Origin of the sequence: Enterobacter sp. BIDMC 30, from assembly GCF_000534355.1 — a bacterium.
In the GTDB taxonomy this organism is placed as follows: Bacteria; Pseudomonadota; Gammaproteobacteria; order Enterobacterales; family Enterobacteriaceae; genus Enterobacter; species Enterobacter ludwigii.
The window spans coordinates 1,210,062-1,234,611 of record NZ_KI973169.1 but is presented as its reverse complement, the minus strand read 5'-3'; the positions used below and the strand labels follow the sequence as shown (position 1 = coordinate 1,234,611).

Genomic DNA, 24,550 nt, shown 5'->3' with positions numbered 1-24,550 from the left:
ATTAAAAATAAATGCCGGGTAAAGGCTACGCCTTACCCGGCTTACAGAAAGGTGGGCTTACCCGCCGTGCAGACGACGTGCGTCAATCACATCCGGGACCTGGTTCAGTTTGCCAAGCACGCGGCCCAGCACCTGCAGGTTGTAGATTTCGATGGTCATATCGATGGTGGCAAGCTGCTCGCGCGTATCGCTGCGGCTGGCCACGCCCAGCACGTTGACCTTCTCATTCGCGAGAATGGTCGTAATATCACGCAGCAGGCCGCTACGGTCGTTTGCGGTGACGCGAACCACCAGCGAGTACCCCGCCGAGTAGCTCTCGCCCCAGACAGCTTCCACAATACGTTCCGGTGCATGCGACTGCAGCTCAGCAAGCTGGTCGCAGTCTGAACGGTGAATGGAAATCCCGCGTCCCTGAGTGATAAAGCCAACGATATCATCACCCGGGATTGGCTGGCAGCAGCGGGCAATGTGGTGCATCAGATTACCCACCCCTTCCACCACAACGCGGCCATTGTCTTTGCTGCGCTGCTGTGGCGCATAGGTTTTCTGCTGCAGCTGCTTCAGCGCCGCCGCATCCTGCTCCGCCGCGCTTGGCTTGTTGAACTGCGCCTGCAGGAAGTTCACCATCTGATTAAGACGGATATCACCGCCGCCAATCGCCGCCAGCAGTTCATCCAGCTCGTTGAAGTTGTAGCGCGGCAGCAGGAATTTCTCGGCCTCTTTCAGGCTTATGCCGATATGTTCCAGCTCGTCGTCGAGGATCTGGCGACCGGCCAGAATATTCTTGTCACGATCCTGCTTACGGAACCAGGCGTGAATTTTTGAGCGCCCGCGGCTGGTGGTGACATAGCCCAGGTTCGGGTTAAGCCAGTCACGGCTCGGGTTAGGCTGCTTCTGCGTGATGATTTCAATCTGGTCGCCCATCTGCAGCTGATAGGTAAACGGTACGATACGCCCGCCGATTTTCGCCCCGATGCAGCGGTGCCCCACATCACTGTGGATGTGATAGGCAAAGTCCAGCGGCGTGGAGCCTGCTGGCAGGTCGACCACGTCACCTTTCGGCGTAAAGACGTAGACCCGGTCGTCAAAGACCTGGCTTCGCACTTCATCCAGCATTTCGCCGGAATCCGCCATCTCTTCCTGCCACGCAATCAGCTTACGCAGCCAGGCAATGCGGTCTTCATGACCAGAGCGCACGCCACCTGACGTCCCCTCTTTGTATTTCCAGTGCGCCGCGACGCCAAGCTCAGCGTCCTCGTGCATCTGTTTGGTACGAATTTGAATCTCGACCGTTTTGCCGCCAGGCCCCAGCACCACGGTATGAATAGACTGATAGCCGTTAGGTTTCGGGTTCGCAACATAGTCATCGAACTCATCCGGAAGATGGCGGAAGTGAGTATGTACTATCCCTAACGCGGCGTAGCAATCCTGCAGACGCTCTGCAACGATGCGCACGGCGCGCACGTCAAACAGCTCATCAAAGGCGAGATGTTTCTTCTGCATTTTGCGCCAGATGCTGTAGATGTGCTTGGGTCGACCATAGACTTCGGCCCGCACATTCTCTTCTTTCATCGACTGGCGCAATCCGCTGACGAATTCCTCAATATAGTGCTCGCGGTCAATGCGGCGCTCGTGCAGGAGTTTTGCAATCCGCTTATATTCTGCCGGGTGCAGGTAACGGAAGCAGTAATCCTCCAGCTCCCATTTCAGTTGACCAATCCCTAAGCGGTTCGCCAGCGGTGCATAGATGTTCGTACACTCTTTCGCGGCCAGTACGCGCTCGTCTTCCGGCGCATCTTTTACTTCGCGCAGGTGGGCAACGCGTTCAGCGAGCTTGATGACCACGCAGCGGAAATCGTCCACCATGGCCAGCAGCATCCGGCGAACGTTATCAACTTGCTCCGAGGAGACGGAATCGGTATGTGCGGCTTTGAGCTGGCGGATTGCCGCCATATCCCGTACGCCGTGGATCAACGCCACGACGGATTGCCCGACGCTGTCGCGCAGCACGTCTTCAGTGACGACATCCGCATCGGCAAGAGGGAACAAAAGCGCGGCCTGCAGCGTTTCGATATCCATATTCAGCATGGATAAGATTTCAACCATCTCCACGCCGCGCCACAATAACAGTTCGGCGTCAGGATGCCCCAGAGTGGTGCGCTGACAGTAGGCCCAGGTTTCGGTTAAGCGTTCACACGACTGCTGGCTGGAAATCCCCAGACTTGCTATCCATTTTTGTGGGTCAAACTCCCCAGCTTTATTAAGATGTGCACTTCTTACCGCAACCATTGTCCTCTCCTTTAGGGACCAGGGCCTGTCGAAGTCGACAAGCCAAACTAATTAGATGTGCTCAAACAACACCATCGATTCCAGATGCCCAGTGTGCGGGAACATGTCCAGCATTGCCAGACGCTGAATCTGGTAACCCGCACGGATTAATGCCTCACTGTCTCGGGCAAGCGTTGCCGGGTTACAGGAAACATAGACCACGCGCCTGGGCGCGAGTTTAATTATATGTTGCATTACACCCGGTGCACCTGCGCGCGCCGGGTCGAGAAGAATTTTGTCAAACCCCTGCATCGCCCACGGCTGCTGCGTTACATCTTCCTCAAGATTTTGGTGAAAGAATGTCACATTTTGCAAGCCGTTCTGTCGTGCGTTCTCCTGCCCTTTAGCCACCAGCGCCTCAACGCCTTCGACGCCCACAACGCTTGCCGCCTGCCGGGCCAAAGGCAGCGTGAAATTGCCCATTCCGCAGAACAGGTCAAGTACCCGATCGCTCTTCTGCACATCGAGCCATATCAGCGCTTTCTCAATCATTTGCTGATTGACGCCATCATTTACCTGAATGAAATCGCGCGGACTGAACGTTAAGCGTAGCCCGTTTGACGCATACCAGGGCGCTTCACCTGTCAGTTGCTCAAGTATCTCGCTTTGGGGGGCAAGGAAAAGCGCCAGCTCGTGGGAATGCGAAAAGCGTTCCAGTTTTTCGCGATCTTTTTTCGACAGCGGCGCGGTGTGGCGCAGCACCATCAGCGGGCCATTGTTGGCCATGACCAGTTCGACGTGCCCGAGGTGGCGAACGCCGTCCAGTCCGCAGAGGCAGGCGTGCACGTCAGGAAGCAATGCCTCAAGACGGGGCACCAAAATGGGGCACTGCCTGATATCGACGATATCGCTGGAGCTGGCTTTGCGAAACCCCATCTCCAGCCGCTCAGTTTTTGGCTGATAGTTCAGGCTCAAACGCGCGCGACGACGATAGCCCCAGGGCTGGTCGGCGATGATCTCGTTGACGTCGTGCTTAAGCAGGCGGGCCAGGGCGCTGCTTTTACTTTTTTGCTGTAATTCTGTGCTGACATGCTGTTGCTGGCAGCCACCGCAGACGCCAAAATGCGGGCAGCGAGGCTTCACGCGGTCCGGGCTATCGTTATGACGCTGCTTAACCTGCCCGCGTGCAAACTGGCGTTTATCTTCCGTCAGCGTAATTTCTGCTCGTTCTGTTGGCAGTAAACCTGTTATAAACAGTGTCTTACCATTATGACGCGCAACCCCCTGGCCAAAGGGATCGAGGTCAGTGGCTTCAACAGTTATGATCTGACGCGTCGTCACGCGTCGCTTTGCAGAGTAGAATTGCGCCATCGCCGAGATTTTTCTCACATAAACATAATTATCCTAATTGTCCCATAACGGAACGCCATGACCAACTACAGCCTGCGCGCGCGCATGATGATTTTGATCCTCGCCCCCACCGTTCTCATCGGTTTGCTGCTGAGTATCTTTTTTGTGGTGCACCGCTATAACGATTTGCAGCGGCAACTGGAAGATGCCGGTGCCAGCATTATCGAACCGCTGGCCGTCTCCAGTGAGTATGGGATGAACCTGCAAAACCGCGAATCGATAGGTCAGTTAATCAGCGTGCTGCACCGCCGTCATTCGGATATCGTGCGTGCCATCTCCGTTTACGACGAGCATAACCGCCTCTTTGTCACCTCGAATTTTCATCTGGATCCAGCGGCCCTGAAAATTCCTGACGGTACGCCCTTCCCGCGCCACCTCACCGTGCTGCGACGCGGCGATATCATGATCCTGCGCACCCCGATTATTTCGGAAAGCTATTCACCCGATGAATCCGCCCAGTCTGATGCCAAATCCAGCGACAATATGCTCGGATATGTGGCGCTGGAGCTGGATCTCAAGTCGGTGCGTCTGCAGCAGTACAAAGAAATTTTCATCTCCGGCGTTATGATGCTGTTCTGTATCGGGATAGCACTTATCTTCGGCTGGCGCCTGATGCGTGACGTGACGGGGCCCATTCGCAACATGGTTAACACCGTCGACCGCATTCGCCGGGGCCAGCTCGACAGCCGGGTGGAAGGGTTTATGCTGGGCGAGCTCGATATGCTCAAAAACGGCATTAACTCGATGGCGATGTCGCTGGCAGCGTATCACGAAGAGATGCAGCACAATGTCGACCAGGCGACCTCTGACCTGCGCGAAACCCTGGAGCAGATGGAGATTCAGAACGTTGAGCTGGATCTGGCGAAAAAACGCGCGCAGGAAGCCGCACGTATCAAATCCGAGTTCCTCGCGAATATGTCCCACGAGCTGCGTACGCCGCTCAATGGCGTGATTGGCTTTACCCGTCTGACGCTAAAAAGCGAGCTGAACCCAACCCAGCGCGATCATCTGCACACCATTGAGCGCTCGGCCAACAACCTGCTGGCGATCATTAACGACGTGCTGGACTTCTCCAAGCTGGAGGCCGGTAAGCTGATCCTGGAGAGCATCCCATTCCCGCTGCGCAGCACGCTCGATGAAGTGGTGACGCTGCTCGCACACTCGTCGCACGATAAAGGCCTGGACCTGACGCTCAACATTAAAAATGACGTGCCGGATAACGTCATTGGCGACCCGCTGCGCCTGCAGCAGGTGATTACAAACCTTGTCGGTAACGCCATCAAATTCACCGAAAGCGGCAACATTGATATTCTGGTGGAAAAGCGCTCCATCAGTAATAACAAGGTTCAGATTGAAGTTCAGATCCGCGATACCGGCATCGGTATTCCGGAGCGGGATCAGTCCCGTCTGTTCCAGGCGTTTCGTCAGGCCGATGCAAGTATTTCCAGACGTCATGGCGGCACGGGGCTGGGTCTGGTTATCACACAGAAACTGGTTAAGGAGATGGGGGGAGATATCTCTTTCCACAGCCAGCCAAACCGGGGCTCCACGTTCTGGTTCCATATCAATCTGGACCTTAACCCGAACGTGTTGACCGACGGTCCGGTAACCAATTGCCTGAAAGGAATGCGCCTTGCCTACGTTGAGCCGAACGCCGCAGCGGCGCAGTGTACGCTTGATATCTTAAGCACCACGCCGCTGGAGGTGATCTACAGTCCTACCTTCTCAGCGCTTGCCGTGGAGCATTACGACATCCTGCTGTTGGGGATCCCGGTCACCTTTACCGGCGAGCTCACCATGCAACAGGAACGGCTGGCGAAAGCCGCATCGATGACCGACTACCTGCTGCTGGCCCTGCCGTGTCATGCCCAGATCAATGCAGAAGAGTTAAAAAATGACGGGGCCGCCGCCTGCCTGCTTAAGCCACTTACCGCGACCCGCCTGCTGCCAGCACTGACGGAATACTGTCGTCTGAGCCAGCACGCTCTGCCGCTGATTGACGATGAGCAAAAATTGCCGATGAGCGTAATGGCGGTGGATGATAATCCGGCCAACCTGAAGCTGATTGGCGTGTTGCTTGAAGATCAGGTTCAGCACGTAGAGCTGTGTACCAGCGGTGCGCAGGCGGTTGAGCATGCGAAACAGATGCAGTTCGATTTAATTCTGATGGATATTCAGATGCCCGGCATGGATGGCATTCGTGCCTGCGAGCTGATCCGTCAGCTCCCGCATCAGCAGCAAACGCCGGTGATTGCGGTCACCGCCCACGCGATGGCCGGTCAGAAAGAGAAGCTGCTGAGCGCCGGAATGAATGATTATCTGGCCAAACCTATCGACGAAGAGAAGCTGCACAGCCTGCTGTTACGCTATAAGCCGGGGCATATCGGCGGAACGTACACGGTATCGTCCGAACCGGTGGAAATCAGCGTCAATCAAAACGCCACCTTTGACTGGCAGCTTGCGCTGCGCCAGGCGGCGGGTAAGCCTGATTTGGCCCGCGATATGCTGCAAATGCTGGTCGCGTTTCTGCCGGAAATTCGTAATAAGGTCGAAGAGCAGCTGGTGGGTGAAAACCCGGAAGATCTGCTGGAAGCCATTCATAAGCTGCACGGTAGCTGCGGCTACAGCGGTGTGCCGCGGCTGAAGAATCTCTGCCAGCTGCTGGAGCAACAGCTTCGCGCGGGCACGCCGGAAACAGATCTTGAACCGGAATTTCTGGAGCTGCTGGACGAGATGGATAATGTGACGCGGGAAGCCATGAAGGTGTTAGGTAACTAGCGTTGCCCTCTCCCGCCGGGAGAGGGCAAACAGGATTGCCCGCCGTTCAGAGCCTGAACGCCTGCCCCACTTTCAGCACTGCAGCGATATTGCGTGCGGCCATCCGCACATTGTCGCTGGCATTTTCCAGCGCGTCCTCCAGCGAACAGATGGTATAAATCACGCTGAATACCGCGTCGATGCCGTGATTATGTACCACCCCGACATCCGCCGTCAGGCTACCCGCAATACCGATGACCGGTTTATTAAAGCGTTTAGCCACCTTCGCGACGCCCACCGGCACTTTGCCGTGGATCGTCTGACTGTCGATGCGCCCTTCTCCCGTAATCACCAGATCGGCGTTAGCCACCTGCTCTGCCAGATGCAGCGCATCGGTGACAATCTCAATCCCCTGACGAAGCTGCGCACCGCAGAAAGCGTAGAGTGCCGCCCCCATCCCACCCGCCGCACCGCCGCCGGCAAGGTTGATGACGTCGATATCCAGATCCCGGGCAATGACCTGCGCGTAATGCGCCAGGGCATTATCCAGGGTCACAATCATCTCCGGCGTGGCGCCTTTTTGCGGGCCAAAGACCGCGGATGCCCCTTCGTCGCCGGTGAGCGGATTAGTGACGTCACAGGCGACTTCAATCCGGCACTCCGCCAGACGTTTATCCAGCCCGCTCAGGTCGATACGGGCCAGTTTTGCCAGCTCGCCGCCCCCCTGTCCAAGGGGCTGCTCGTTGGTATCCAGCAGCTTTACCCCCAGTGCCTGCACCATGCCGGCACCGCCGTCATTGGTGGCACTGCCGCCAATACCAATAATAATATGCTTAACGCCCGCATCCAGCGCGTGCCGGATAAGCTCGCCGGTCCCCCAGGAGGTGGTAAGAAGGGGATTGCGTTGCGAAGGCGCGACGAGCTCCAGACCGCTTGCCGCCGCCATTTCAATAAACGCGCTCTGTTCGTCACCGGAGATGCCATAGAACCCGTCCACAGGCTCACCCAGCGGGCCTGAGACAGAGGCATGGACAATGCGCCCCTGCGTCGCCGCCACCATAGCTTCTACGGTACCTTCTCCACCATCGGCGACCGGCAATTTCACAAAGTCGGCCGCGGGGAAAATCTCGCGAAAACCCTGCTCAATCGCGGTGGCTACCTCAAGGGCGCTCAGGCTTTCCTTATACGAATCCGGTGCGATAACAATCTTCATAAGCCATCCTTACGCATAGTCATTACGTTAAGCATACACCACGTAAACGACCGCTCATGGGAGCGGTCCCAATGCGTTTATCGTACCATGCACGGACGTTTATTGTCGAATTTCCAGTCAGGTATCAAATATTGCATGGTCATCGCATCGTCGCGTGCCCCCAGACCATGTTTTTGATACAGCTCGTGGGCTTTCATCACCTGATCCATATCCAGCTCAATGCCCAGACCCGGCGTGGTTGGCACCTGCACCATGCCTCCTTTGATCTCAAACGGCTCTCTGGTCAGACGCTGATTACCTTCCTGCCAGATCCAGTGGGTATCGATAGCGGTGATCGTGCCCGGTGCGGCAGCGGCCACGTGGGTGAACATCGCCAGCGAGACATCAAAGTGGTTATTGGAGTGCGAGCCCCAGGTCAGGCCAAATTCATGGCACATCTGTGCCACACGCACCGACCCCTGCATCGTCCAGAAGTGGGGGTCTGCCAGCGGAATATCGACAGACTGTAACGACAGGGTGTGCCCCATCTGACGCCAGTCTGTGGCAATCATATTGGTCGCGGTGGGTAAACCGGTGGCGCGACGGAATTCCGCCATCACTTCACGGCCCGAGAAGCCCTGCTCAGCCCCGCACGGATCTTCCGCGTACGCCAGCACGCCTTTCAGTTGTTTACCAATGCGGATAGCTTCATCCAGAGACCAGGCACCGTTCGGGTCGAGCGTGACGCGCGCCTGCGGGAAACGTTTTGCCAGTGCGGTAATGGCTTCCGCCTCCTGTTCACCCGCAAGCACGCCGCCCTTCAGTTTGAAATCGTTGAAGCCATATTTTTCGTACGCGGCTTCCGCCAGGCGCACCACCGCATCCGGGGTCATCGCGTCTTCGTGGCGGAGTCGGTACCAGTCACATTTTTCATCCGCCTGGTTCTGGTACGGCAGCGGCGTCAGCGTGCGGTCGCCAACGAAGAATAGATAGCCCAGCATTTCCACTTCACTGCGCTGCTGGCCTTCGCCCAGCAGCGACGCAACGTTAACGCCCAGGTGTTGGCCCAGCAGATCCAGCATCGCGGCTTCGATACCGGTGACCACGTGAATGGTGGTTCGCAGGTCGAAGGTTTGCAGACCACGACCACCGGCATCACGGTCAGCGAAGGTGCTTCGCACGGTATTGAGGATATTTTTATATTCGCCCAGCGTTTTTCCCACCACCAGCGGAGCGGCCTCTTCCAGCGTTTTGCGGATCTTCTCACCACCGGGGATTTCACCCACGCCGGTATGCCCGGAGTTATCGTTGATAATGACAATATTGCGGGTGAAAAACGGCGCATGCGCTCCGCTCAGGTTCATCAACATGCTGTCATGGCCGGCGACCGGAATGATCTGCATGGCAGTGACTACAGGGGTAGTAAAAGTACTCATCGTTCAATCCTTTTATCAGTGACGTCCAAAAACAGGGCGCTTACGATCAAATGTCCAGCCGGGGATCAGGTACTGCATCGGCCCCGCGTCGTTACGCGCGCCGCCTGGCAGTTTTTTATACGCCTCATGCGCGTGATGAACCTGATCCCAGTCAAGCTCAACGCCCAGCCCCGGTGCATCTGGTACGGCAATCTTGCCATTTTTGATTACCAGCGGTTCTTTTGTCAGGCGGGCTTCTCCCTCCTGCCAAATCCAGTGGGTATCAATGGCGGTCGGGTTGCCCGGAGCCGCCGCGCCAACGTGCGTAAACATCGCCAGCGAAATGTCGAAATGGTTGTTGGAGTGACAACCCCAGGTCAGTCCCCATTCGTCGCAGAGCTGTGCGACGCGAACGGCACCTGAGAGTGTCCAGAAATGCGGGTCCGCCAGCGGAATATCGACCGCGTTCAGCATCACCGCGTGGCCCATTTCACGCCAGTTGGTGGCGATCATATTGGTGGCCACCGGCAGACCGGTGGCACGCCGGAATTCCGCCATCACTTCACGACCGGAGAAGCCCTGCTCGGCCCCGCACGGGTCCTCCGCGTAGGTCAACACGTCGTCCAGCCCTTTGCATAAGGCAATGGCCTCATCCAGCAGCCATGCACCGTTCGGATCCACCGTGATGCGCGCATCCGGGAAGCGTTTTTTGAGCGCGCGGGCAGTTTCAATCTCCTGCTCGCCGGGCAATACGCCGCCTTTCAGCTTGAAATCTTTAAATCCGTAGCGATCCTGCGCGGCTTCCGCCAGCCGAACCACCGCCTCACCGGAAAGCGCCTCCTGGTGACGCAGGTGATACCACTCGTGGTCGCCAGGGGAATGCGCCAGATAAGGCAGGTCGGTTTTGTTGCGATCGCCAACGTAAAACAGATAACCGAGCACCGTCACCGCGTCGCGCTGTTTTCCTGGCCCCAGCAGTTCGCAGACCGGGACCTTCAGCGCCTTACCCAGTAAATCAAGCAGCGCAGCCTCTAGCGCGGCGACAGCGTTGACGCGCAGTTCGAACGTCCAGGCGCCTTTACCGAACGTGTCAAAGTCTGCCGACTGATTGCCCTTATGCACCCGCTGCACCACGTTATTGAGGCGAGCGACCTCCTTCCCGACGACCAGCGGAATGGCGTCTACCAGCGTCTGGTGGATAACCTCGCCACCCGGCGCTTCCCCAACGCCGGTGTGGCCCGCGGAGTCCGTCAGCACCACGATATTACGGGTAAACCAGGCGTTATGTGCGCCACCGATGTTGAGCAGCATACTGTCCTGTCCGGCCACCGGTATGACCTTCATGTCGGTAATCACCGGGCTTGATTGAGTCGTCATCAGCCGCGCTCCACTACAGATTTAAGTTCCACGCGCTTGATATCACCCACCAGAACCAGGTAGCTCAGGACCGCCACCAGCGCGTGTACGCCAACGTAAATCAGCGCGCCGTTGAAGGAGCCGGTAGTTCCCACGATGTAGCCGATGGCAATGGGGGTCACAATCCCGGAGATGTTGCCAAACATGTTGAACAGTCCACCGCTCAGGCCGCTGATCTCTTTCGGTGCGGTATCCGCCATGACCGCCCAGCCGAGGGCACCGATCCCTTTACCGAAGAAGGCCATCGCCATAAAGCCAATAATCATCCACTCAGCGCTGACGTAGTTACAGAACACCATGGTCATGGAGAGCAGCATGCCGAGCACAATCGGCGTTTTACGCGCGATATTCAAAGAGCCTGTACGACGCATCAGCCAGTCGGAAATCACGCCCCCCAGCACACCCCCTACAAAACCGCAGATAGCCGGGACTGACGCCACAAAGCCCGCTTTCAGGATCGACATCCCGCGCGCCTGCACCAGGTAAACCGGGAACCAGGTGATGAAGAAGTAAGTTAAGGCGTTAATGCAATACTGGCCCAGATAGATGCCGATCATCATGCGCGAGCCGACGAGCTGTTTGATCTGCGCCCATTTCTGGCTGAACGGCACTTTTGCTTTTGCCGATTTCTGATCCATGTTGATCAGCGCCCCGCCTTCAGCAATGTATTCCAGCTCTTTTTTATTCACGCCGGGATGCTGGTTCGGTTCGTGGATCACTTTCAGCCAGACGAAGCTAATGATGATCCCAAGCCCACCCATAAAGAAGAAGACATGTGACCAGCCCACTTCATGCGTCAGCCAGCCCATAATCGGTGCAAAGATCACCGTAGCAAAGTATTGCGCAGAGTTAAAAATTGCTACCGCCGTTCCCCTCTCCTGCGCCGGGAACCACGCCGCCACAATACGGCTGTTACCGGGGAAGGAAGGTGCTTCGGCTAAGCCCACCAGGAATCGCAGGATGAAGAGCGCAACGATGATGCCAAATCCGTTGAACACATCGACGAAGCCCTGCAACAGGGTAAATGCCGACCAGATGAAGATGGACCAGAAATAGACGCGTTTGGAGCCAAAACGATCAAGCAGCCAGCCGCCAGGAATTTGGCCGATAACGTAGGCCCATGAAAATGCGGAGAAAACGTAGCCCATGCCAACCGGATCAAGACCAATGTCTTTTGCCATTTCAGAACCGGCAATCGACAGCGTGGCACGGTCACCATAGTTAAAGGATGTGACGATAAACAGCATCACCACTATCCAGTAGCGCGCATTTGTGCGCTTCTCAGCGCTGCTCGCCGCGTGGCTTAATGTACTCATTGTTGCACTCCTGAATCCAGGCTCTCGCCAGTTCATTCTGTACAGCACCGGTAGGGTAACCAGAATGAGGGTTAGTATTTGGCAGTTTTGGTACGGCTTGATGCCGTTTTATAGTGCGCACTGCCTTTTTGATGACTGACCGGAAAAGTATAGGGAGAAGTGCCTCTGTCCCTCACCGTGCATGAACACAACATTGAGGGGTCAATGAGAAGTTGTTTGGGGCATAAGCCCAAAGCAGTGGAAGGTAGTTCACGGAATTCGCCGGAAGGCGGGAGAAAAGCAAAACGGTAACCGACGTTACCGTTTTGTGTTTGCGCTCGCGCCACGTGGGCGCGGGGGCCGGGTATGCGAAGGGCTGCCCGGCCAGAGGGTTATTTAAGCAGCGTTGCCCAGTGTTCAACCCACGGGTTCGATTCACTCTCTGGCTCAGGGTGTTCACCTGCATCAATCAGCAACATCTCACCGACGCGTTGCGCGCTCTGTTCCTGCAAAAGCGCATCGAACTGCTTACCACCGCCGCAGAAATTGGCGTAAGAACTGTCGCCCAGAGCAATGATGCCGTAGTGAACATCCGGCTGATAGCCAAGCTGATCCTTGATTGCCTGGAAAAGCGGCACGATGCTGTCCGGCAGATCGCCCTGCCCGGTAGTGGAGGTAACCACCAGAATGTATTTATCTTTGTACTTTTCCCAGTCTGCCAGTTCCGGGTCTTCATAGACCGTGGCTTTATGGCCCTGACCTGCGAGTATCGCCTCAGCCTCTTCTGCTACCAGCAGCGAGTTGCCGTACATTGTGCCGACAAAAATGCCCACTTCAGCCATGATGTATTTCCTTGATTATTGCGCTTGCTGTTCATCCTGGACGTTGCCCGATACAAACTCAACCCTTTCATTTTCGGGGAGTTGCCCCAGCCAGCCAAACTGTGACAGCGCCTGCATCCAGACGTTGTCCAGCCCCGCATGGAGAGTCAGCGGTTCGCCGGTAAACGGGTGCGTCAGGCTCAGTTCACTGGCATGTAGCATCAGGCGGTCGCAGCCAAAATGTTCGGCAGCACTGCGGTTCTGGCGCAAATCGCCGTGCTTGCTGTCACCGATAATCGGATGACGCAGGTGTTTCAGGTGACGGCGGAGCTGGTGTTTGCGCCCGGTTTTGGGCAACAGCTCAACCAGACTGTAGCGGGTGGTCGGAAACTTGCTGATTGCCACCGGCATTTCCGTGGTCGCCATGCCGCGGTAATCCGTCACGGCAGGCTGCGGGCCTTTGTCATCGCGGGCAAATTTATCGGCAATCTTGTCCAGCTCTTCCACCAGCGGATAATCGAGCGTGGCGCTCTCCGTCAGCCAGCCACGAACGATCGCGTGGTAGCGTTTCTGGATCTGGTGCTGTTCAAACTGCTGCGACAGCAGGCGGCCCGCTTCGCTGGAAAGCCCCATCAGCAATACACCGGAGGTTGGCCTGTCGAGACGATGAGCCGTAAAGACGTGCTGACCAATCTGGTCGCGCACGGTTTGCATCACCACCACTTTTTCATCGCGGTCCAGCCAGCTTCGGTGCACCAGCCAGCCAGACGGTTTGTTTACCGCGACCAGCCACTCATCCTGATAGAGGATCTCAAGCGTCATGCATCTTCACCGGCAAACACAGCATCCAGCTTTTCCAGCTCAATCAGCATGACATCGCGCGCAGGGTGGGTCGCGTCCAGCGCCATTTCATAATAAGGCGCAACAGCGAACGCCTGCGGCAGCGGGTGGCCACCGTCGAGCAGCGCGTGCATGCGCGGAATTAATACCCACTGGAGCCATTCGAACGGTGCCAGCGTATCCAGACAGAACGGCTGAGTGCTTGCGAAGGCTTCTGGCTGCGGCGCGGTCTCCTGCCACAGCTGATGTTGGCGCAATAATGCCTCGATGGCGTGCAACCGGGCACGAACGCTATCGTGTTGCGTCATAGTAACCTCAACTGAAAAAGTGAACGGCGCGCAGCATAGCATTGCAGGAGACAGAAATAAAAAAAGGGAGCACTGTAAAAACAGTGCTCCCGGTTCGTTCCGCAGCAATCCAGCTACAATTCGTGCTCCCTGCTCATCCGTGACAACTTTTCCTGAAGCCCGAAGGCCTGGTCATCCTTCACCTTGTGCATCCTGCTCACATCGTCCTGATGTGTTTGTTTCATCCTGAAACGTCCTGGCCATCCTGACCCACCGACCATCCTGACCGGCTCTCATTCTCCCTTCCTGGAGGTGTCCCTTACGCATCCTGCGCGATCCTTTTGCTTCATCCTGAAGCCTTCCTGCAGCGTCATCCTGACGTGTTCCTGGTGAGAAACGCCATCATCCTGATGTTCGTTTCTCGTGTCGGCGTCCTGTCGACACAACTAGAATCCGCTATTCTGCTTCGTCTTACAACCCATGCTGGCAGCGCTGTAAGCCGTCCCGTGCCCCCCTGGACGCGGCGATAGCTCATTAACATATTGAAAAATAGAGTAATGTTAATCTTAATTAATTAAGGCAATACTGAATGATCCAGCGATCTCTCACAACTCTGTAAGAGATCTCTCACACGCGCGATGGCATCGTGGATTACAGAAGTGGCTCAAGTCGGGTGAGGAATTCCGCAAGTGAGGGGGAGAGAGTCTCGCGATTGCGGGTACCGATGGTCTCTTTAACCACTTCACCAGACAGGTTGCAGACTGAGACAACGTCCAGTTCACTGTCCAGCGTGGCAATAAAGAGCGTCGGAGAAAGCTTAAGGCGTTTTTGCGTGACCAGATGACCAATCAGGTTTTCCTGAACACGCTGCAGATCGTCTTCACTCCAGGTCTGCAACAGCGTCAGCGTGATACCAGCAAATCGCGCAGGCATATCCCCTGCAAATTGCGTGGTATAAAACGCGTGAACCGCTGGTTGTACCACAATGTCCATTGCACGTTCAACCGCATTTACATTTTGCTCACCCGTCGGGGGTTGCGGTTGCCAGATAACGTAATCATCCGGAGAAGAGATAATACATGGCGAAGGTACACCATATAAGTCAGTGCTTTGCGGCCATGTGCCGTGCGTTTCATGCCATGCATCGCAATAGCGGGTCGTGAAGGCAGTGAGGGCATTTGCAGTTTCGATGTCCACCGATTTCTCTCTTCTTGTAAGACAGGATAAACTCAGCCCATAAGTGTACCTGTAAAGTGGCTATGAAACATGTCTTACGAAAATCATCAGGCGTTAACGGGCTTAACGCTGGGTAAATCGACCGATTACCGCGACACCTACGATGCAAGCCTGCTGCAGGGCGTACCGCGCAGTTTGAATCGCGATCCTCTGGGCCTGCGCGCTGACGCGCTGCCGTTTGTTGGCGGTGATATCTGGACGCTCTACGAGCTTTCCTGGCTCAACGCCCGCGGTCTGCCGCAGGTTGCTGTGGGCCATGTTGAACTGGATTATGCCAGCCAAAACCTGGTGGAATCCAAAAGCTTTAAGCTCTATCTCAACAGCTTTAACCAGACCAAATTCGACAGTCAGGAAGAGGTTCAGCATACCCTGGAGCGGGATTTAAGCGCCTGCGCACAGGGTAAGGTGAGCGTGTCACTCTATCGTCTGAATGAGCTGGAAGGGCAGCCGGTTGCCCACTTCAACGGCACCTGCATCGACGATCAGGATATCGCAGTGGATAATTACGAATTCAGTACCGATTACCTCGAAAATGCGGCGAGCGGAAAGATCGTTGAAGAGACGCTGGTAAGTCATTTATTGAAATCCAACTGCCTGATCACCCATCAGCCGGACTGGGGCTCCGTGCAGATCCAGTATCGCGGTCCGAAGATTGACCGGGAAAAACTGCTGCGCTACCTGGTGTCGTTCCGCCATCACAACGAATTCCACGAGCAGTGCGTGGAGCGCATCTTTAATGATATTCAGCGTTTCTGTCATCCCGAAACGTTAAGCGTTTATGCGCGCTACACCCGCCGCGGTGGTCTGGATATCAATCCATGGCGCACCAACACAGACTTTGTGCCTGCCACCGGCCGTCTTGTACGCCAGTAACCTAAATATTTTCGCAATATGCGCGGTCTATTCCGCGCTTTAGGTTGTGAAACGTCGTAAGCCAGGGCTATTGTAATCAACAGGGAAAGACGATAATCGTCCCGTAAGGAGCTCACTTGATTACACATATTAGCCCTCTTGGCTCAATGGATATGTTGTCGCAGCTGGAAGTGGACATGCTTAAACGCACGGCCAGCAGCGATCTTTATCAATTGTTTCGTAACTGTTCACTTGCCGTACTGAACTCCGGAAGCCTGACCGACAACAGTAAAGAGCTGCTGTCCCGCTTCGAAAACTTTGATATCAACGTGCTGCGCCGCGAGCGTGGCGTGAAACTTGAAGTGATCAACCCGCCGGAAGAGGCCTTTGTGGACGGACGCATCATTCGCTCCCTTCAGGCCAACCTGTTTGCCGTGCTGCGTGACATCCTGTTTGTTAACGGGCAGATCCACAACGCAGGCCGCTTCCAGCATCTTGACCTGGAAAGCTCGGTACATATCACCAATCTGGTGTTCTCCATTTTACGTAACGCCCGCGCCCTGCACGTGGGCGAAGCCCCTAATATGGTCGTCTGCTGGGGTGGTCACTCGATTAACGAAACCGAATATCTCTATGCCCGTCGGGTGGGTAACCAACTCGGCCTGCGTGAGCTGAATATCTGTACCGGCTGCGGTCCCGGGGCGATGGAAGCGCCAATGAAAGGCGCGGCAGTGGGACACGCTCAGCAGCGTTACAAAGAAGGGCGCTTTATCGGCATGACCGAGCCGTCGATCATCGCCGCTGAGCCACCTAACCCGCTGGTTAACGAACTGATTATTATGCCGGATATCGAGAAGCGCCTTGAGGCGTTCGTCCGTATCGCCCACGGGATAATCATCTTCCCGGGCGGCGTGGGAACCGCAGAAGAGCTGCTCTACCTGCTGGGTATTCTGATGAACCCGGCTAACAAAGATCAGGTTCTGCCGTTGATCCTGACCGGGCCGAAAGAGAGCGCTGACTACTTCCGCGTACTGGACGAGTTTATCGTGCATACGCTGGGGGAAACCGCGCGTCGTCACTATCGCATCATCATTGACGATGCGGCAGAAGTGGCGCGTCAGATGAAAAAAGCGATGCCGCTGGTTAAAGAGAACCGTCGCGACACCGGAGATGCCTACAGCTTTAACTGGTCAATCCGCATCGCGCCGGACCTGCAGATCCCGTTCGAACCCTCGCACGAAAACATGGCCAACCTGAAACTGTACCCGGACCAGCCGGTAGAAGTCCTGGCTGCCGACCTGCGACGCGCCTTCTCCGGCATCGTGGCGGGTAACGTGAAAGAGATGGGTATCCGTGCTATCGAGAAGTATGGTCCGTATAAGATCCATGGCGATCGCGAAATGATGCGCCGCATGGATGACATGCTGCAGGGCTTTGTTGCCCAGCACCGCATGAAGCTACCCGGGTCAGCGTACATTCCTTGCTACGAAATCTGCACGTAACATTTTCACTCTCCTGATAAAAGCCGGGCCACGATGCTGTGGGGCCCGGCTTTTTTATTACCGAAACAACTCATAGATATTGCTTATACCTTTTACAAACTCTGACACCACGCAAACGATTACCTCGTTTTTACAACCGTAAATTATCAGCCTTAAACTAAATTACCTGCCAGAAAATCCTAAAAACCCATTTCTTTACAGCGTAAGACACCTATCTTCGCGGGTGCTCTTTTAGCTCACATGTTGTTGATGGTAGCCTTCGCGCCCGTAAATCCTATTCGATGTTTTTTTAATAGATAAATGGTCTAAAGATGCCCACATCAAAAGTGGATTATTGCAATTGGGATCGGGATCACTGATAGATTCATAACGAGAATGTATCTTTCCGCCCGCCAATAGTTACGGGCGAAAATTATTAAAAAACCGTCACTGAACGAATTTCATATTACCGTCAGGCATTTTTTCATCGGATTTGACTACAAACCTGACAATTTGCTTCCTCCAGGAGATACAGATGGAAACCACTCAAACCAGCACCGTTGCTTCGATTGAATCCCGAAGTGGTTGGCGCAAATCAGATACCATGTGGATGCTTGGCCTTTACGGCACAGCTATCGGCGCTGGTGTATTGTTCCTTCCTATTAACGCAGGCGTCGGCGGTCTGATTCCGCTGATCATCATGGCTATCATTGCCTTCCCGATGACCTACTTTGCGCACCGCGGCCTGACCCGCTTCGTGCTGTCCGGTAAAAATCCTGGCGAAGACATTACTGAAGTCGTTGAAGAACATTTCGGCGTGGGCGCAGGTAAACTGATTACCCTGCTCTACTTCTTCGCGATTTACCCTATTTTGCTGGTTTACAGCGTTGCAATCACTAACACCGTTGAAAGCTTCATGCTGCACCAGCTGCACATGACGCCACCACCGCGTGCCATTCTGTCTCTGATCCTGATTGTGGGCATGATGACCATTGTCCGTTTCGGTGAGCAGATGATCGTGAAAGCGATGAGCATCCTGGTGTTCCCGTTTGTGGCTGCACTGATGGTACTGGCGCTGTATCTGATTCCACAGTGGCACGGTGCCGCGCTGGAAACGCTCTCCCTGAGCAGCGCATCTGCGACCGGTAACGGCCTGCTGATGACCCTGTGGCTGGCGATCCCGGTGATGGTATTCTCCTTTAACCACTCACCGATCATCTCCTCCTTCGCAGTGGCGAAGCGTGAAGAGTACGGCGACGGTGCAGAGAAGAAGTGCTCCAGCATCCTGGCGCGTGCACACATCATGATGGTGCTGACCGTTATGTTCTTCGTCTTCAGCTGCGTACTGAGCCTCTCCCCGGCGGATCTGGCAGCAGCGAAAGAGCAGAACATCACCATTCTGTCTTACCTGGCGAACCACTTTAACGCACCGGTCATCGCGTGGATGGCACCTATCATCGCGATCATCGCCATTACCAAATCCTTCCTCGGCCACTACCTGGGCGCACGTGAAGGCTTCAACGGTATGGTGATTAAATCTCTGCGCGGTAAAGGCAAGAGCATTGAAGTCAACAAACTGAACAAGATGACCGCGCTGTTCATGCTGGTCACCACCTGGGCAGTTGCCACGCTGAACCCAAGCATCCTGGGCATGATTGAAACCCTGGGCGGCCCGGTTATCGCGATGATTCTGTTCCTGATGCCGATGTACGCGATTCAGAAAGTACCTGCAATGCGCAAGTACAGCGGTCAGATTAGCAATATCTTCGTGGTTATCATGGGGCTTATCGCTATCTCCGCAATCTTCTACTCCCTGTACACCATGTTCTGATTATCACCCGCGCCGTCTCAGGACGGCGCACTCCTCCCCCTCTGACTGAAAGCAATGGACGCATCATGATTAGCGTATTCGATATTTTCAAAATCGGTATTGGTCCTTCCAGCTCTCACACCGTCGGACCAATGAAAGCCGGTAAGCAGTTCACGGATGACTTGATTGCGCGCGGCATTTTGCACGACGTAACCCGCGTGGTTGTCGATGTGTACGGCTCTCTCTCCCTGACAGGTAAGGGCCACCATACTGATATCGCCATTATCATGGGCCTGGCAGGAAACCTGCCGGATACCGTTGATATTGATGCGATCCCTGGTTTCATCCAGGACGTCAATACCCACGGTCGCCTGCTGCTGGCAAATGGCGAACATGAAGTGGAATTCCCGGTTGATCATTGCATGAATTTCCATGCTGACAACCTGTCACTGCACGAAAACGGAATGCGTATTACCGCGCTGGCAGGTGACAAAGCGGTATACAGCCAGACTTACTACTCTATCGGCGGCGGGTTTATCGTCGACGAAGACCACTTTGGTGAAACCAGCACATCCTCCGTTGACGTGCCTTATCCGTACAAAACCGCGGCGGATCTTCAGCGTCACTGCCAGGAAACGGGTCTCTCCCTTTCCGGCCTGATGATGAAAAACGAGCTGGCCCTGCACAGCAAAGCGGAACTGGAACAGCACTTCACCAACGTCTGGGAAGTCATGCGCGGCGGTATCGAACGTGGGATCACTACCGAAGGCGTTCTGCCCGGTAAGCTTCGCGTACCACGCCGTGCGGCAGCGCTGCGTCGTATGCTCGTGAGCACCGACAAAACGACCACGGACCCTATGGCGGTCGTTGACTGGATCAATATGTTCGCGCTGGCGGTAAACGAAGAGAACGCTGCGGGTGGCCGCGTGGTGACAGCACCGACTAACGGCGCCTGCGGTATCGTTCCGGCAGTACTGGCGTACTACGACAAGTTTATCCGCGAAGTGAACGCCAACTCGCTGGCACGCTACCTGCTGGTCGCCAGTGCGATTGGTTCACTGTACAAGATGAACGCCTCCATTTCCGGTGCAGAAGTAGGCTGTCAGGGTGAAGTTGGCGTCGCCTGCTCCATGGCTGCGGCGGGTCTGGCAGAACTGCTGGGCGCAAGCCCGACACAGGTCTGTATTGCGGCTGAAATCGGCATGGAACATAACCTGGGCTTGACCTGCGACCCGGTTGCCGGACAGGTACAGGTGCCTTGCATCGAGCGTAACGCCATCGCCTCCGTGAAGGCGGTCAACGCCGCACGTATGGCGCTGCGTCGTACCAGTGAACCGCGCGTTTGCCTCGATAAAGTTATCGAAACCATGTACGAAACAGGTAAAGATATGAACGCCAAATACCGCGAAACATCTCGCGGCGGCCTGGCGATGAAGATCGTGACCTGCGATTAAGCCTTTCAGGAAGCCTCGTTTTGCGAGGCTTCTTCCTGTTTTCCCCACCGCACATAGTTTCCCACCGCTGACAATGTTACCCTTCCCCCATTAAACAGAAGGGAGATTATCTGTGGCTGTTCATTTGCTTATCGTCGATGCGCTCAACCTCATTCGCCGGATCCATGCGGTGCAAGGTACGCCCTGTAAGGACACGTGTCTGCACGCGCTGGAGCAACTTATCCGCCATAGCGAACCGACCCATGTGGTTGCCGTTTTTGATGACGAAGCGCGTAACAGCGGCTGGCGACACCAGCGCCTTCCCGACTACAAGGCCGGGCGCGCACCAATGCCTGACGATTTGCATGCCGAAATGCCGGCCATTCGCGCCGCCTTTGAACAGCGCGGCGTTCCCTGCTGGGGAGCCCATGGCAATGAAGCCGATGATCTGGCTGCCACGTTAGCCGTCAAGGTCGCGAGCGCCGGACATCAGGCCACCATCGTCTCAACCGATAAAGGCTACTGCCAGCTGCTTTCGCCCACCGTCCGCATTCGCGATTACTTCCAGAAGCGCTGGCTTGATGCCCCCTTTATCGCCAGTGAGTTTGGCGTCTCGCCGGAACAACTTCCTGACTACTGGGGGCTGGCCGGAATAAGCAGCTCGAAGGTTCCGGGAGTGGCAGGCATCGGGCCGAAAAGTGCCGCCCAACTGCTGACAGATTTTCAGAGTCTGGAAGGGATTTACGCCAGGCTGGACGAGGTCCCCGAAAAATGGCGCAAAAAGCTGGAGGCGCATAAAGAGATGGCCTTTATCTGCCGGGATGTGGCGACGTTACAGACGGATTTACAGCTGGACGGGAACTTGCAGCAGTTGCGCTTAGAACGTTAAATCGTTTTCAGATGAATCGCCCGGCAAGCAAAACGCCACCGGGCAATGTAACGCGTATTATCGCTCGTCGCGACGTCCGCCGACAGCAGCCCACCAGCGACGAATGTGCACCGTCACTTCTTCGCGGTCGTGATACAGCTGGCGCGCCTGAATCTCCACGTTAATGCCGTGCTCATCCATTTGCGCCTGGATATAGGCCAGGTTTTGCGAGACTTCCTCATAGCGCTTTTTCATCGGCAGCTTGAGGTTAAAGATAGTCTCACGGCACCAGCCGTTCACCAGCCAGGAGGCCATCAGCGCGGCCACTTTTGCTGGCTTCTCAACCATATCGCACACCATCCAGGAGATGTTGTTGCGGGTGGGACGATAGCGGAAACCATCTTCACGCAGCCAGGTGACCTGTCCGGTATCCATCAGGCTCTGGGCCATCGGGCCGTTATCAACCGAAGAGACCCACATGTTGCGTTTCACCAGTTGATAGGTCCAGCCGCCCGGACACGCGCCGAGATCGACCGCGTACATGCCGTTCGCCAGACGCTCATCCCACTCATCCGCCGGGATAAACACGTGGAACGCCTCTTCCAGCTTCAGGGTAGAACGGCTTGGCGCATCTGAAGGGAATTTCAGACGCGGAATGCCCATGAAGAAGGGAGAGTTGTTATTGGTGTAGGAGTAACCCGTGTAACAGCAGCCGGGGGCGATAAAGAATATATGCACCACCGGACGTTTTGGCGTTTCGTAGTTTGTCAGCACGCCTGCGTCACGCAGTGCAGCGCGCAGCGGTACGGTGAACTTACGGCAGAACTTCATCAGCTCTTTGCTTTCGTTGGTGTCCGCGACTTCAACACGCAGCTCGCCACCCTTTTCCACGACGCCCTGCAGCATACCCACAACCGGCGTGATGCGGTCTTCCGGCGGAAGATCTTTTAACAGTTCACCTGCGACAAACATCTGGCGAGCGAAGATCAGTGAGCTGAACGGCAGCTCACGCGCGAGTTTATCCGCATCCTCAGGCTGATAGCACTCGAATACGACGTAGCCGGCATTATCTTTAACGCGTGCAAAGCCAAAGACTTCGCGCTTCGCCGCTTTATCAGTAATTTCCGCGGCGCACTCTTTCTCAAACCCCGGGCGACAATATAAAACAACCTTATTCATGAACAACGCCCTTGCGTTTCAGACGGATGGCTCCGATAAACATTAATACCCAACCTGCCAGGAAGCTGACGCCGCCGACAGGTGTAACAAACGCCCACAGGCGTAAATGCGAAAGCGCCAGGCAGTACAGACTACCGCTGAACAACACGGTGCCTAACGCCAGGAATACGCTGCTCCAGTAAAACCAGATGCTGATGCGGCGCTGCATTGCCACCGCCAGCCCAAAAATCGCCAGCGTGTGGAATGCCTGGTATTCAAGGCCGGTCTGGATCCAGCCCATTTCTACCGCCCCCAACGACTTGCTTAATACATGTGCGCCAAAGGCGCCCAGTGCAACAAAAATAAAGCCACTCACCGCGGCAAAAATCAGCATGAATCGGCTGGTCATGTTTAAATCCTAAAGTGATGCGTGCCCGGCACACAAAAGTTACTGTTCATACCTGAAGCGGAATTTTTCTTGCTCACTCGCCGCTTTCGCCAGAATCCACTGTCGGAAAGCGGCTATTTTACCCAGTTCTGCCTGACTGTCATGACAAACCAGATAAAACGCGTTCTTGCTGACCAGCACATCATTAAATGGACAAACCAGACGGCCTGCCTCAATTTCGGACTGCGCCATGACGTTATTCGCCAACGCCACGCCTTGCCCGTGAATGGCAGCCTGTAACACCATTGCGCTGTGGCTAAAAATGGGGCCCTGCTGCACGTTTATATGATTAAGACCTAATTGACGGGTATAAGTTTGCCAGTCACGGCGAGAAGCATCATGTAAAAGCGTATGTCGCGCCAGGTCAGCGGGGGTCTTCAGAGCCTTTTCGCCCGTTAAGAGCAGCGGTGAACAGACCGGCAGCAGATATTCTGCGTATAATTTTTCCACACGCAAGCCTGGCCAGTTACCGCGGCCATAAAAAATGGCGACGTCCACATCATCGGCCAGCTTGTCTTCCTGACGGTCCACCGCCTGGATTCGAACGTCGATTCCCGGATAAGCTGAGTTAAAGCTTGTGAGTCTTGGCACCAGCCACTGAATGGCAAAACTGGGTAATAAACTTACCGTCAGCGCGCCTTTTGCACTGCGGGCCTGCAGCTTGCGCGTGGCTTCCGTGAGCTGGGAAAAAATCTCTTTAATATCCTGAAAATAGCTCTGCCCCTCTTCGGTCAACAGTAATGAACGGTTGCGCCGACGGAACAGCTTAAGGCCCAGGAAATCCTCCAGAGACTTGATTTGGTGACTTACTGCGGCCTGTGTCACAAAAAGCTCATCGGCTGCGCGCGTGAAACTCAGGTGACGTGCTGCTGCATCAAAAACACGTAATGCATTTAGGGGTGGCAATCGCTTCGACATGGTTATCTGGCTTAGATGTTAACGAGATTTAACAAACAGGAAACAATGTTTAACCTATTAGTTTTTTTTATCTGAGCCATTATAATTTGTCCGTTGAGGAACTACCAGCAAATACCTATAGTGGCGGCACTTCCTGAGCCGGAACGAAGAGCTTTTTTCGGAATGCGTGTTCTGAAGGGCTTTTGGCTTACGGTTGTGATGTTGTGTTGTTGTGTTTGCAATTGGTCTGCGATTCAGACCACGGTAGCAACGCTACCAATTTTTCACTTCCTGTACATTTACCCTGTCTGTCCATAGTGATTAATGTAGCACCGCCAATTTGCGGTGCTTTTTTTTCGCCTGCGATCGATTAATGCTCGATTTCTTTCATTTCCTTCACGTCAGTGCGATTAATCTGCTGCTTATTCCCGTTCGCATCTTTATACGAAATCATACCGGTGTCGTTATCGGTTGTCGGTTTCCCTTCAGAGACGATAGAACGGCCATCGTTAGTATGCATTACGTAGTTGTTACCGGAACAGGCGCTCAGGGCAAAGGTCAACGCACAGGCAGAGATAATGGCGGCTGTCTTTTTCATGCTTATTCTCCTTTAGCAATTAATGCTATTCAAACATCGATTTATAACAGGCTTAAACATTCACCTAA

The 24,550-nt window shown here is 55.1% G+C and carries 20 protein-coding genes; 6 read left to right on the top strand and 14 right to left on the bottom strand.

All coding sequences use genetic code 11. The features are described 5' to 3' along the window. Window positions 1-57: 57 nt before the first annotated feature. Together relA and rlmD are read right to left on the bottom strand one after the other, a co-directional pair. Entirely contained in the window at window positions 58-2,289 is a 2,232-nt protein-coding gene (gene relA / locus L466_RS16370) for a GTP diphosphokinase (RefSeq protein WP_014171414.1), read from the bottom strand. A gap of 51 nt (window positions 2,290-2,340) precedes the next feature. After that, window positions 2,341-3,639, bottom strand: a complete 1,299-nt coding sequence (gene rlmD / locus L466_RS16375; protein ID WP_032680387.1) for a 23S rRNA (uracil(1939)-C(5))-methyltransferase RlmD — start codon at window positions 3,637-3,639, stop codon at window positions 2,341-2,343. Window positions 3,640-3,696: 57 nt separating this feature from the next. Between rlmD and barA the strand changes: the two genes are divergently transcribed. After that, window positions 3,697-6,456: a two-component sensor histidine kinase BarA gene (gene barA, locus L466_RS16380; RefSeq protein ID WP_032680386.1), complete on the top strand. Its 2,760-nt coding sequence runs from the start codon at window positions 3,697-3,699 to the stop codon at window positions 6,454-6,456. A 46-nt stretch (window positions 6,457-6,502) separates the two neighbouring features. On the opposite strand, the gene L466_RS16385 is transcribed toward barA, so the two are convergent. The 8 genes from L466_RS16385 to syd all read right to left on the bottom strand — a co-directional run bounded on the left by L466_RS16385 (window position 6,503) and on the right by syd (window position 14,898). Further along, entirely contained in the window at window positions 6,503-7,648 is a 1,146-nt protein-coding gene (locus L466_RS16385) for a glycerate kinase (RefSeq protein WP_020883802.1), read from the bottom strand. Window positions 7,649-7,725: 77 nt separating this feature from the next. Further along, window positions 7,726-9,063 (bottom strand): glucarate dehydratase, encoded by a 1,338-nt coding sequence (gudD, locus tag L466_RS16390; protein WP_032680385.1) that lies wholly within the window; start codon window positions 9,061-9,063, stop codon window positions 7,726-7,728. 15 nt (window positions 9,064-9,078) lie between these two features. Then, the gene (locus L466_RS16395) at window positions 9,079-10,419 is read right to left on the bottom strand and encodes an enolase C-terminal domain-like protein (RefSeq protein ID WP_032680384.1); all 1,341 of its coding nucleotides are present in this window, start codon (window positions 10,417-10,419) and stop codon (window positions 9,079-9,081) included. Beyond that, complete coding sequence (locus L466_RS16400; protein ID WP_032680383.1) at window positions 10,419-11,774, bottom strand: MFS transporter; 1,356 nt, start codon at window positions 11,772-11,774, stop codon at window positions 10,419-10,421. The genes L466_RS16395 and L466_RS16400 overlap by 1 nt, the downstream gene beginning before the upstream one ends. Before the next feature lie 371 nt (window positions 11,775-12,145). Then, window positions 12,146-12,595 carry a flavodoxin gene (locus L466_RS16405; RefSeq protein ID WP_014171421.1) on the bottom strand — a complete coding sequence of 150 codons (450 nt, stop codon included), beginning with the start codon at window positions 12,593-12,595 and terminating at the stop codon, window positions 12,146-12,148. A 15-nt stretch (window positions 12,596-12,610) separates the two neighbouring features. Further along, a complete protein-coding gene (truC, locus tag L466_RS16410; RefSeq protein WP_032680382.1) occupies window positions 12,611-13,396 on the bottom strand; it encodes a tRNA pseudouridine(65) synthase TruC in 786 nt (261 codons plus the stop codon). Beyond that, window positions 13,393-13,722: a YqcC family protein gene (locus tag L466_RS16415; protein WP_032678877.1), complete on the bottom strand. Its 330-nt coding sequence runs from the start codon at window positions 13,720-13,722 to the stop codon at window positions 13,393-13,395. Before L466_RS16415 ends, truC begins: the two co-directional genes overlap by 4 nt. Before the next feature lie 630 nt (window positions 13,723-14,352). Beyond that, window positions 14,353-14,898, bottom strand: a complete 546-nt coding sequence (syd, locus tag L466_RS16420) for a SecY-interacting protein (protein WP_032680381.1) — start codon at window positions 14,896-14,898, stop codon at window positions 14,353-14,355. A gap of 69 nt (window positions 14,899-14,967) precedes the next feature. On the opposite strand from syd, the gene queF reads away from it, so the two are divergent. The 5 genes from queF to xni all read left to right on the top strand — a co-directional run bounded on the left by queF (window position 14,968) and on the right by xni (window position 21,402). After that, window positions 14,968-15,810 (top strand): NADPH-dependent 7-cyano-7-deazaguanine reductase QueF, encoded by an 843-nt coding sequence (gene queF / locus L466_RS16425; protein WP_032680380.1) that lies wholly within the window; start codon window positions 14,968-14,970, stop codon window positions 15,808-15,810. A gap of 116 nt (window positions 15,811-15,926) precedes the next feature. Next, the gene (gene ppnN / locus L466_RS16430) at window positions 15,927-17,291 is read left to right on the top strand and encodes a nucleotide 5'-monophosphate nucleosidase PpnN (protein WP_032680379.1); all 1,365 of its coding nucleotides are present in this window, start codon (window positions 15,927-15,929) and stop codon (window positions 17,289-17,291) included. A 514-nt stretch (window positions 17,292-17,805) separates the two neighbouring features. Next, complete coding sequence (locus L466_RS16435) at window positions 17,806-19,101, top strand: HAAAP family serine/threonine permease (RefSeq protein ID WP_020883794.1); 1,296 nt, start codon at window positions 17,806-17,808, stop codon at window positions 19,099-19,101. 65 nt (window positions 19,102-19,166) lie between these two features. Continuing rightward, window positions 19,167-20,534: an L-serine ammonia-lyase gene (locus L466_RS16440; protein ID WP_032680378.1), complete on the top strand. Its 1,368-nt coding sequence runs from the start codon at window positions 19,167-19,169 to the stop codon at window positions 20,532-20,534. Between the two features lie 112 nt (window positions 20,535-20,646). Then, window positions 20,647-21,402, top strand: a complete 756-nt coding sequence (xni, locus tag L466_RS16445) for a flap endonuclease Xni (RefSeq protein ID WP_014171431.1) — start codon at window positions 20,647-20,649, stop codon at window positions 21,400-21,402. Between the two features lie 57 nt (window positions 21,403-21,459). Here the strand turns inward: xni and rlmM are convergent, their stop codons facing one another. The 4 genes from rlmM to L466_RS16465 all read right to left on the bottom strand — a co-directional run bounded on the left by rlmM (window position 21,460) and on the right by L466_RS16465 (window position 24,482). Next, window positions 21,460-22,560: a 23S rRNA (cytidine(2498)-2'-O)-methyltransferase RlmM gene (gene rlmM / locus L466_RS16450; RefSeq protein ID WP_025203351.1), complete on the bottom strand. Its 1,101-nt coding sequence runs from the start codon at window positions 22,558-22,560 to the stop codon at window positions 21,460-21,462. Beyond that, on the bottom strand, window positions 22,553-22,948 hold the full coding sequence (locus tag L466_RS16455) for a DUF423 domain-containing protein (protein WP_008499646.1): 396 nt from the start codon (window positions 22,946-22,948) through the stop codon (window positions 22,553-22,555). Before L466_RS16455 ends, rlmM begins: the two co-directional genes overlap by 8 nt. A 39-nt stretch (window positions 22,949-22,987) precedes the next feature. After that, window positions 22,988-23,905, bottom strand: a complete 918-nt coding sequence (gene gcvA / locus L466_RS16460; protein WP_014171433.1) for a glycine cleavage system transcriptional regulator GcvA — start codon at window positions 23,903-23,905, stop codon at window positions 22,988-22,990. A gap of 349 nt (window positions 23,906-24,254) precedes the next feature. Further along, window positions 24,255-24,482: a YgdI/YgdR family lipoprotein gene (locus L466_RS16465; protein ID WP_003862759.1), complete on the bottom strand. Its 228-nt coding sequence runs from the start codon at window positions 24,480-24,482 to the stop codon at window positions 24,255-24,257. Between the last annotated feature and the right edge of the window lie 68 nt (window positions 24,483-24,550).

Excerpts from the sequence above, each read along its gene's own strand:
- queF (WP_032680380.1), top strand. The coding sequence starts at position 14,968 with ATGTCTTACGAAAATCATCAGGCGTTAACGGGCTTAACGCTGGGTAAA.
- L466_RS16435 (WP_020883794.1), top strand. The coding sequence starts at position 17,806 with ATGGAAACCACTCAAACCAGCACCGTTGCTTCGATTGAATCCCGAAGT.
- L466_RS16440 (WP_032680378.1), top strand. The coding sequence starts at position 19,167 with ATGATTAGCGTATTCGATATTTTCAAAATCGGTATTGGTCCTTCCAGC.
- L466_RS16395 (WP_032680384.1), bottom strand. The coding sequence starts at position 10,419 with ATGACGACTCAATCAAGCCCGGTGATTACCGACATGAAGGTCATACCG.
- rlmM (WP_025203351.1), bottom strand. The coding sequence starts at position 22,560 with ATGAATAAGGTTGTTTTATATTGTCGCCCGGGGTTTGAGAAAGAGTGC.
- gudD (WP_032680385.1), bottom strand. The coding sequence starts at position 9,063 with ATGAGTACTTTTACTACCCCTGTAGTCACTGCCATGCAGATCATTCCG.
- L466_RS16415 (WP_032678877.1), bottom strand. The coding sequence starts at position 13,722 with ATGACGCAACACGATAGCGTTCGTGCCCGGTTGCACGCCATCGAGGCA.
- gcvA (WP_014171433.1), bottom strand. The coding sequence starts at position 23,905 with ATGTCGAAGCGATTGCCACCCCTAAATGCATTACGTGTTTTTGATGCA.
- L466_RS16405 (WP_014171421.1), bottom strand. The coding sequence starts at position 12,595 with ATGGCTGAAGTGGGCATTTTTGTCGGCACAATGTACGGCAACTCGCTG.
- L466_RS16400 (WP_032680383.1), bottom strand. The coding sequence starts at position 11,774 with ATGAGTACATTAAGCCACGCGGCGAGCAGCGCTGAGAAGCGCACAAAT.
- barA (WP_032680386.1), top strand. The coding sequence starts at position 3,697 with ATGACCAACTACAGCCTGCGCGCGCGCATGATGATTTTGATCCTCGCC.
- L466_RS16385 (WP_020883802.1), bottom strand. The coding sequence starts at position 7,648 with ATGAAGATTGTTATCGCACCGGATTCGTATAAGGAAAGCCTGAGCGCC.
- relA (WP_014171414.1), bottom strand. The coding sequence starts at position 2,289 with ATGGTTGCGGTAAGAAGTGCACATCTTAATAAAGCTGGGGAGTTTGAC.
- L466_RS16455 (WP_008499646.1), bottom strand. The coding sequence starts at position 22,948 with ATGACCAGCCGATTCATGCTGATTTTTGCCGCGGTGAGTGGCTTTATT.
- truC (WP_032680382.1), bottom strand. The coding sequence starts at position 13,396 with ATGACGCTTGAGATCCTCTATCAGGATGAGTGGCTGGTCGCGGTAAAC.
- rlmD (WP_032680387.1), bottom strand. The coding sequence starts at position 3,639 with ATGGCGCAATTCTACTCTGCAAAGCGACGCGTGACGACGCGTCAGATC.
- L466_RS16465 (WP_003862759.1), bottom strand. The coding sequence starts at position 24,482 with ATGAAAAAGACAGCCGCCATTATCTCTGCCTGTGCGTTGACCTTTGCC.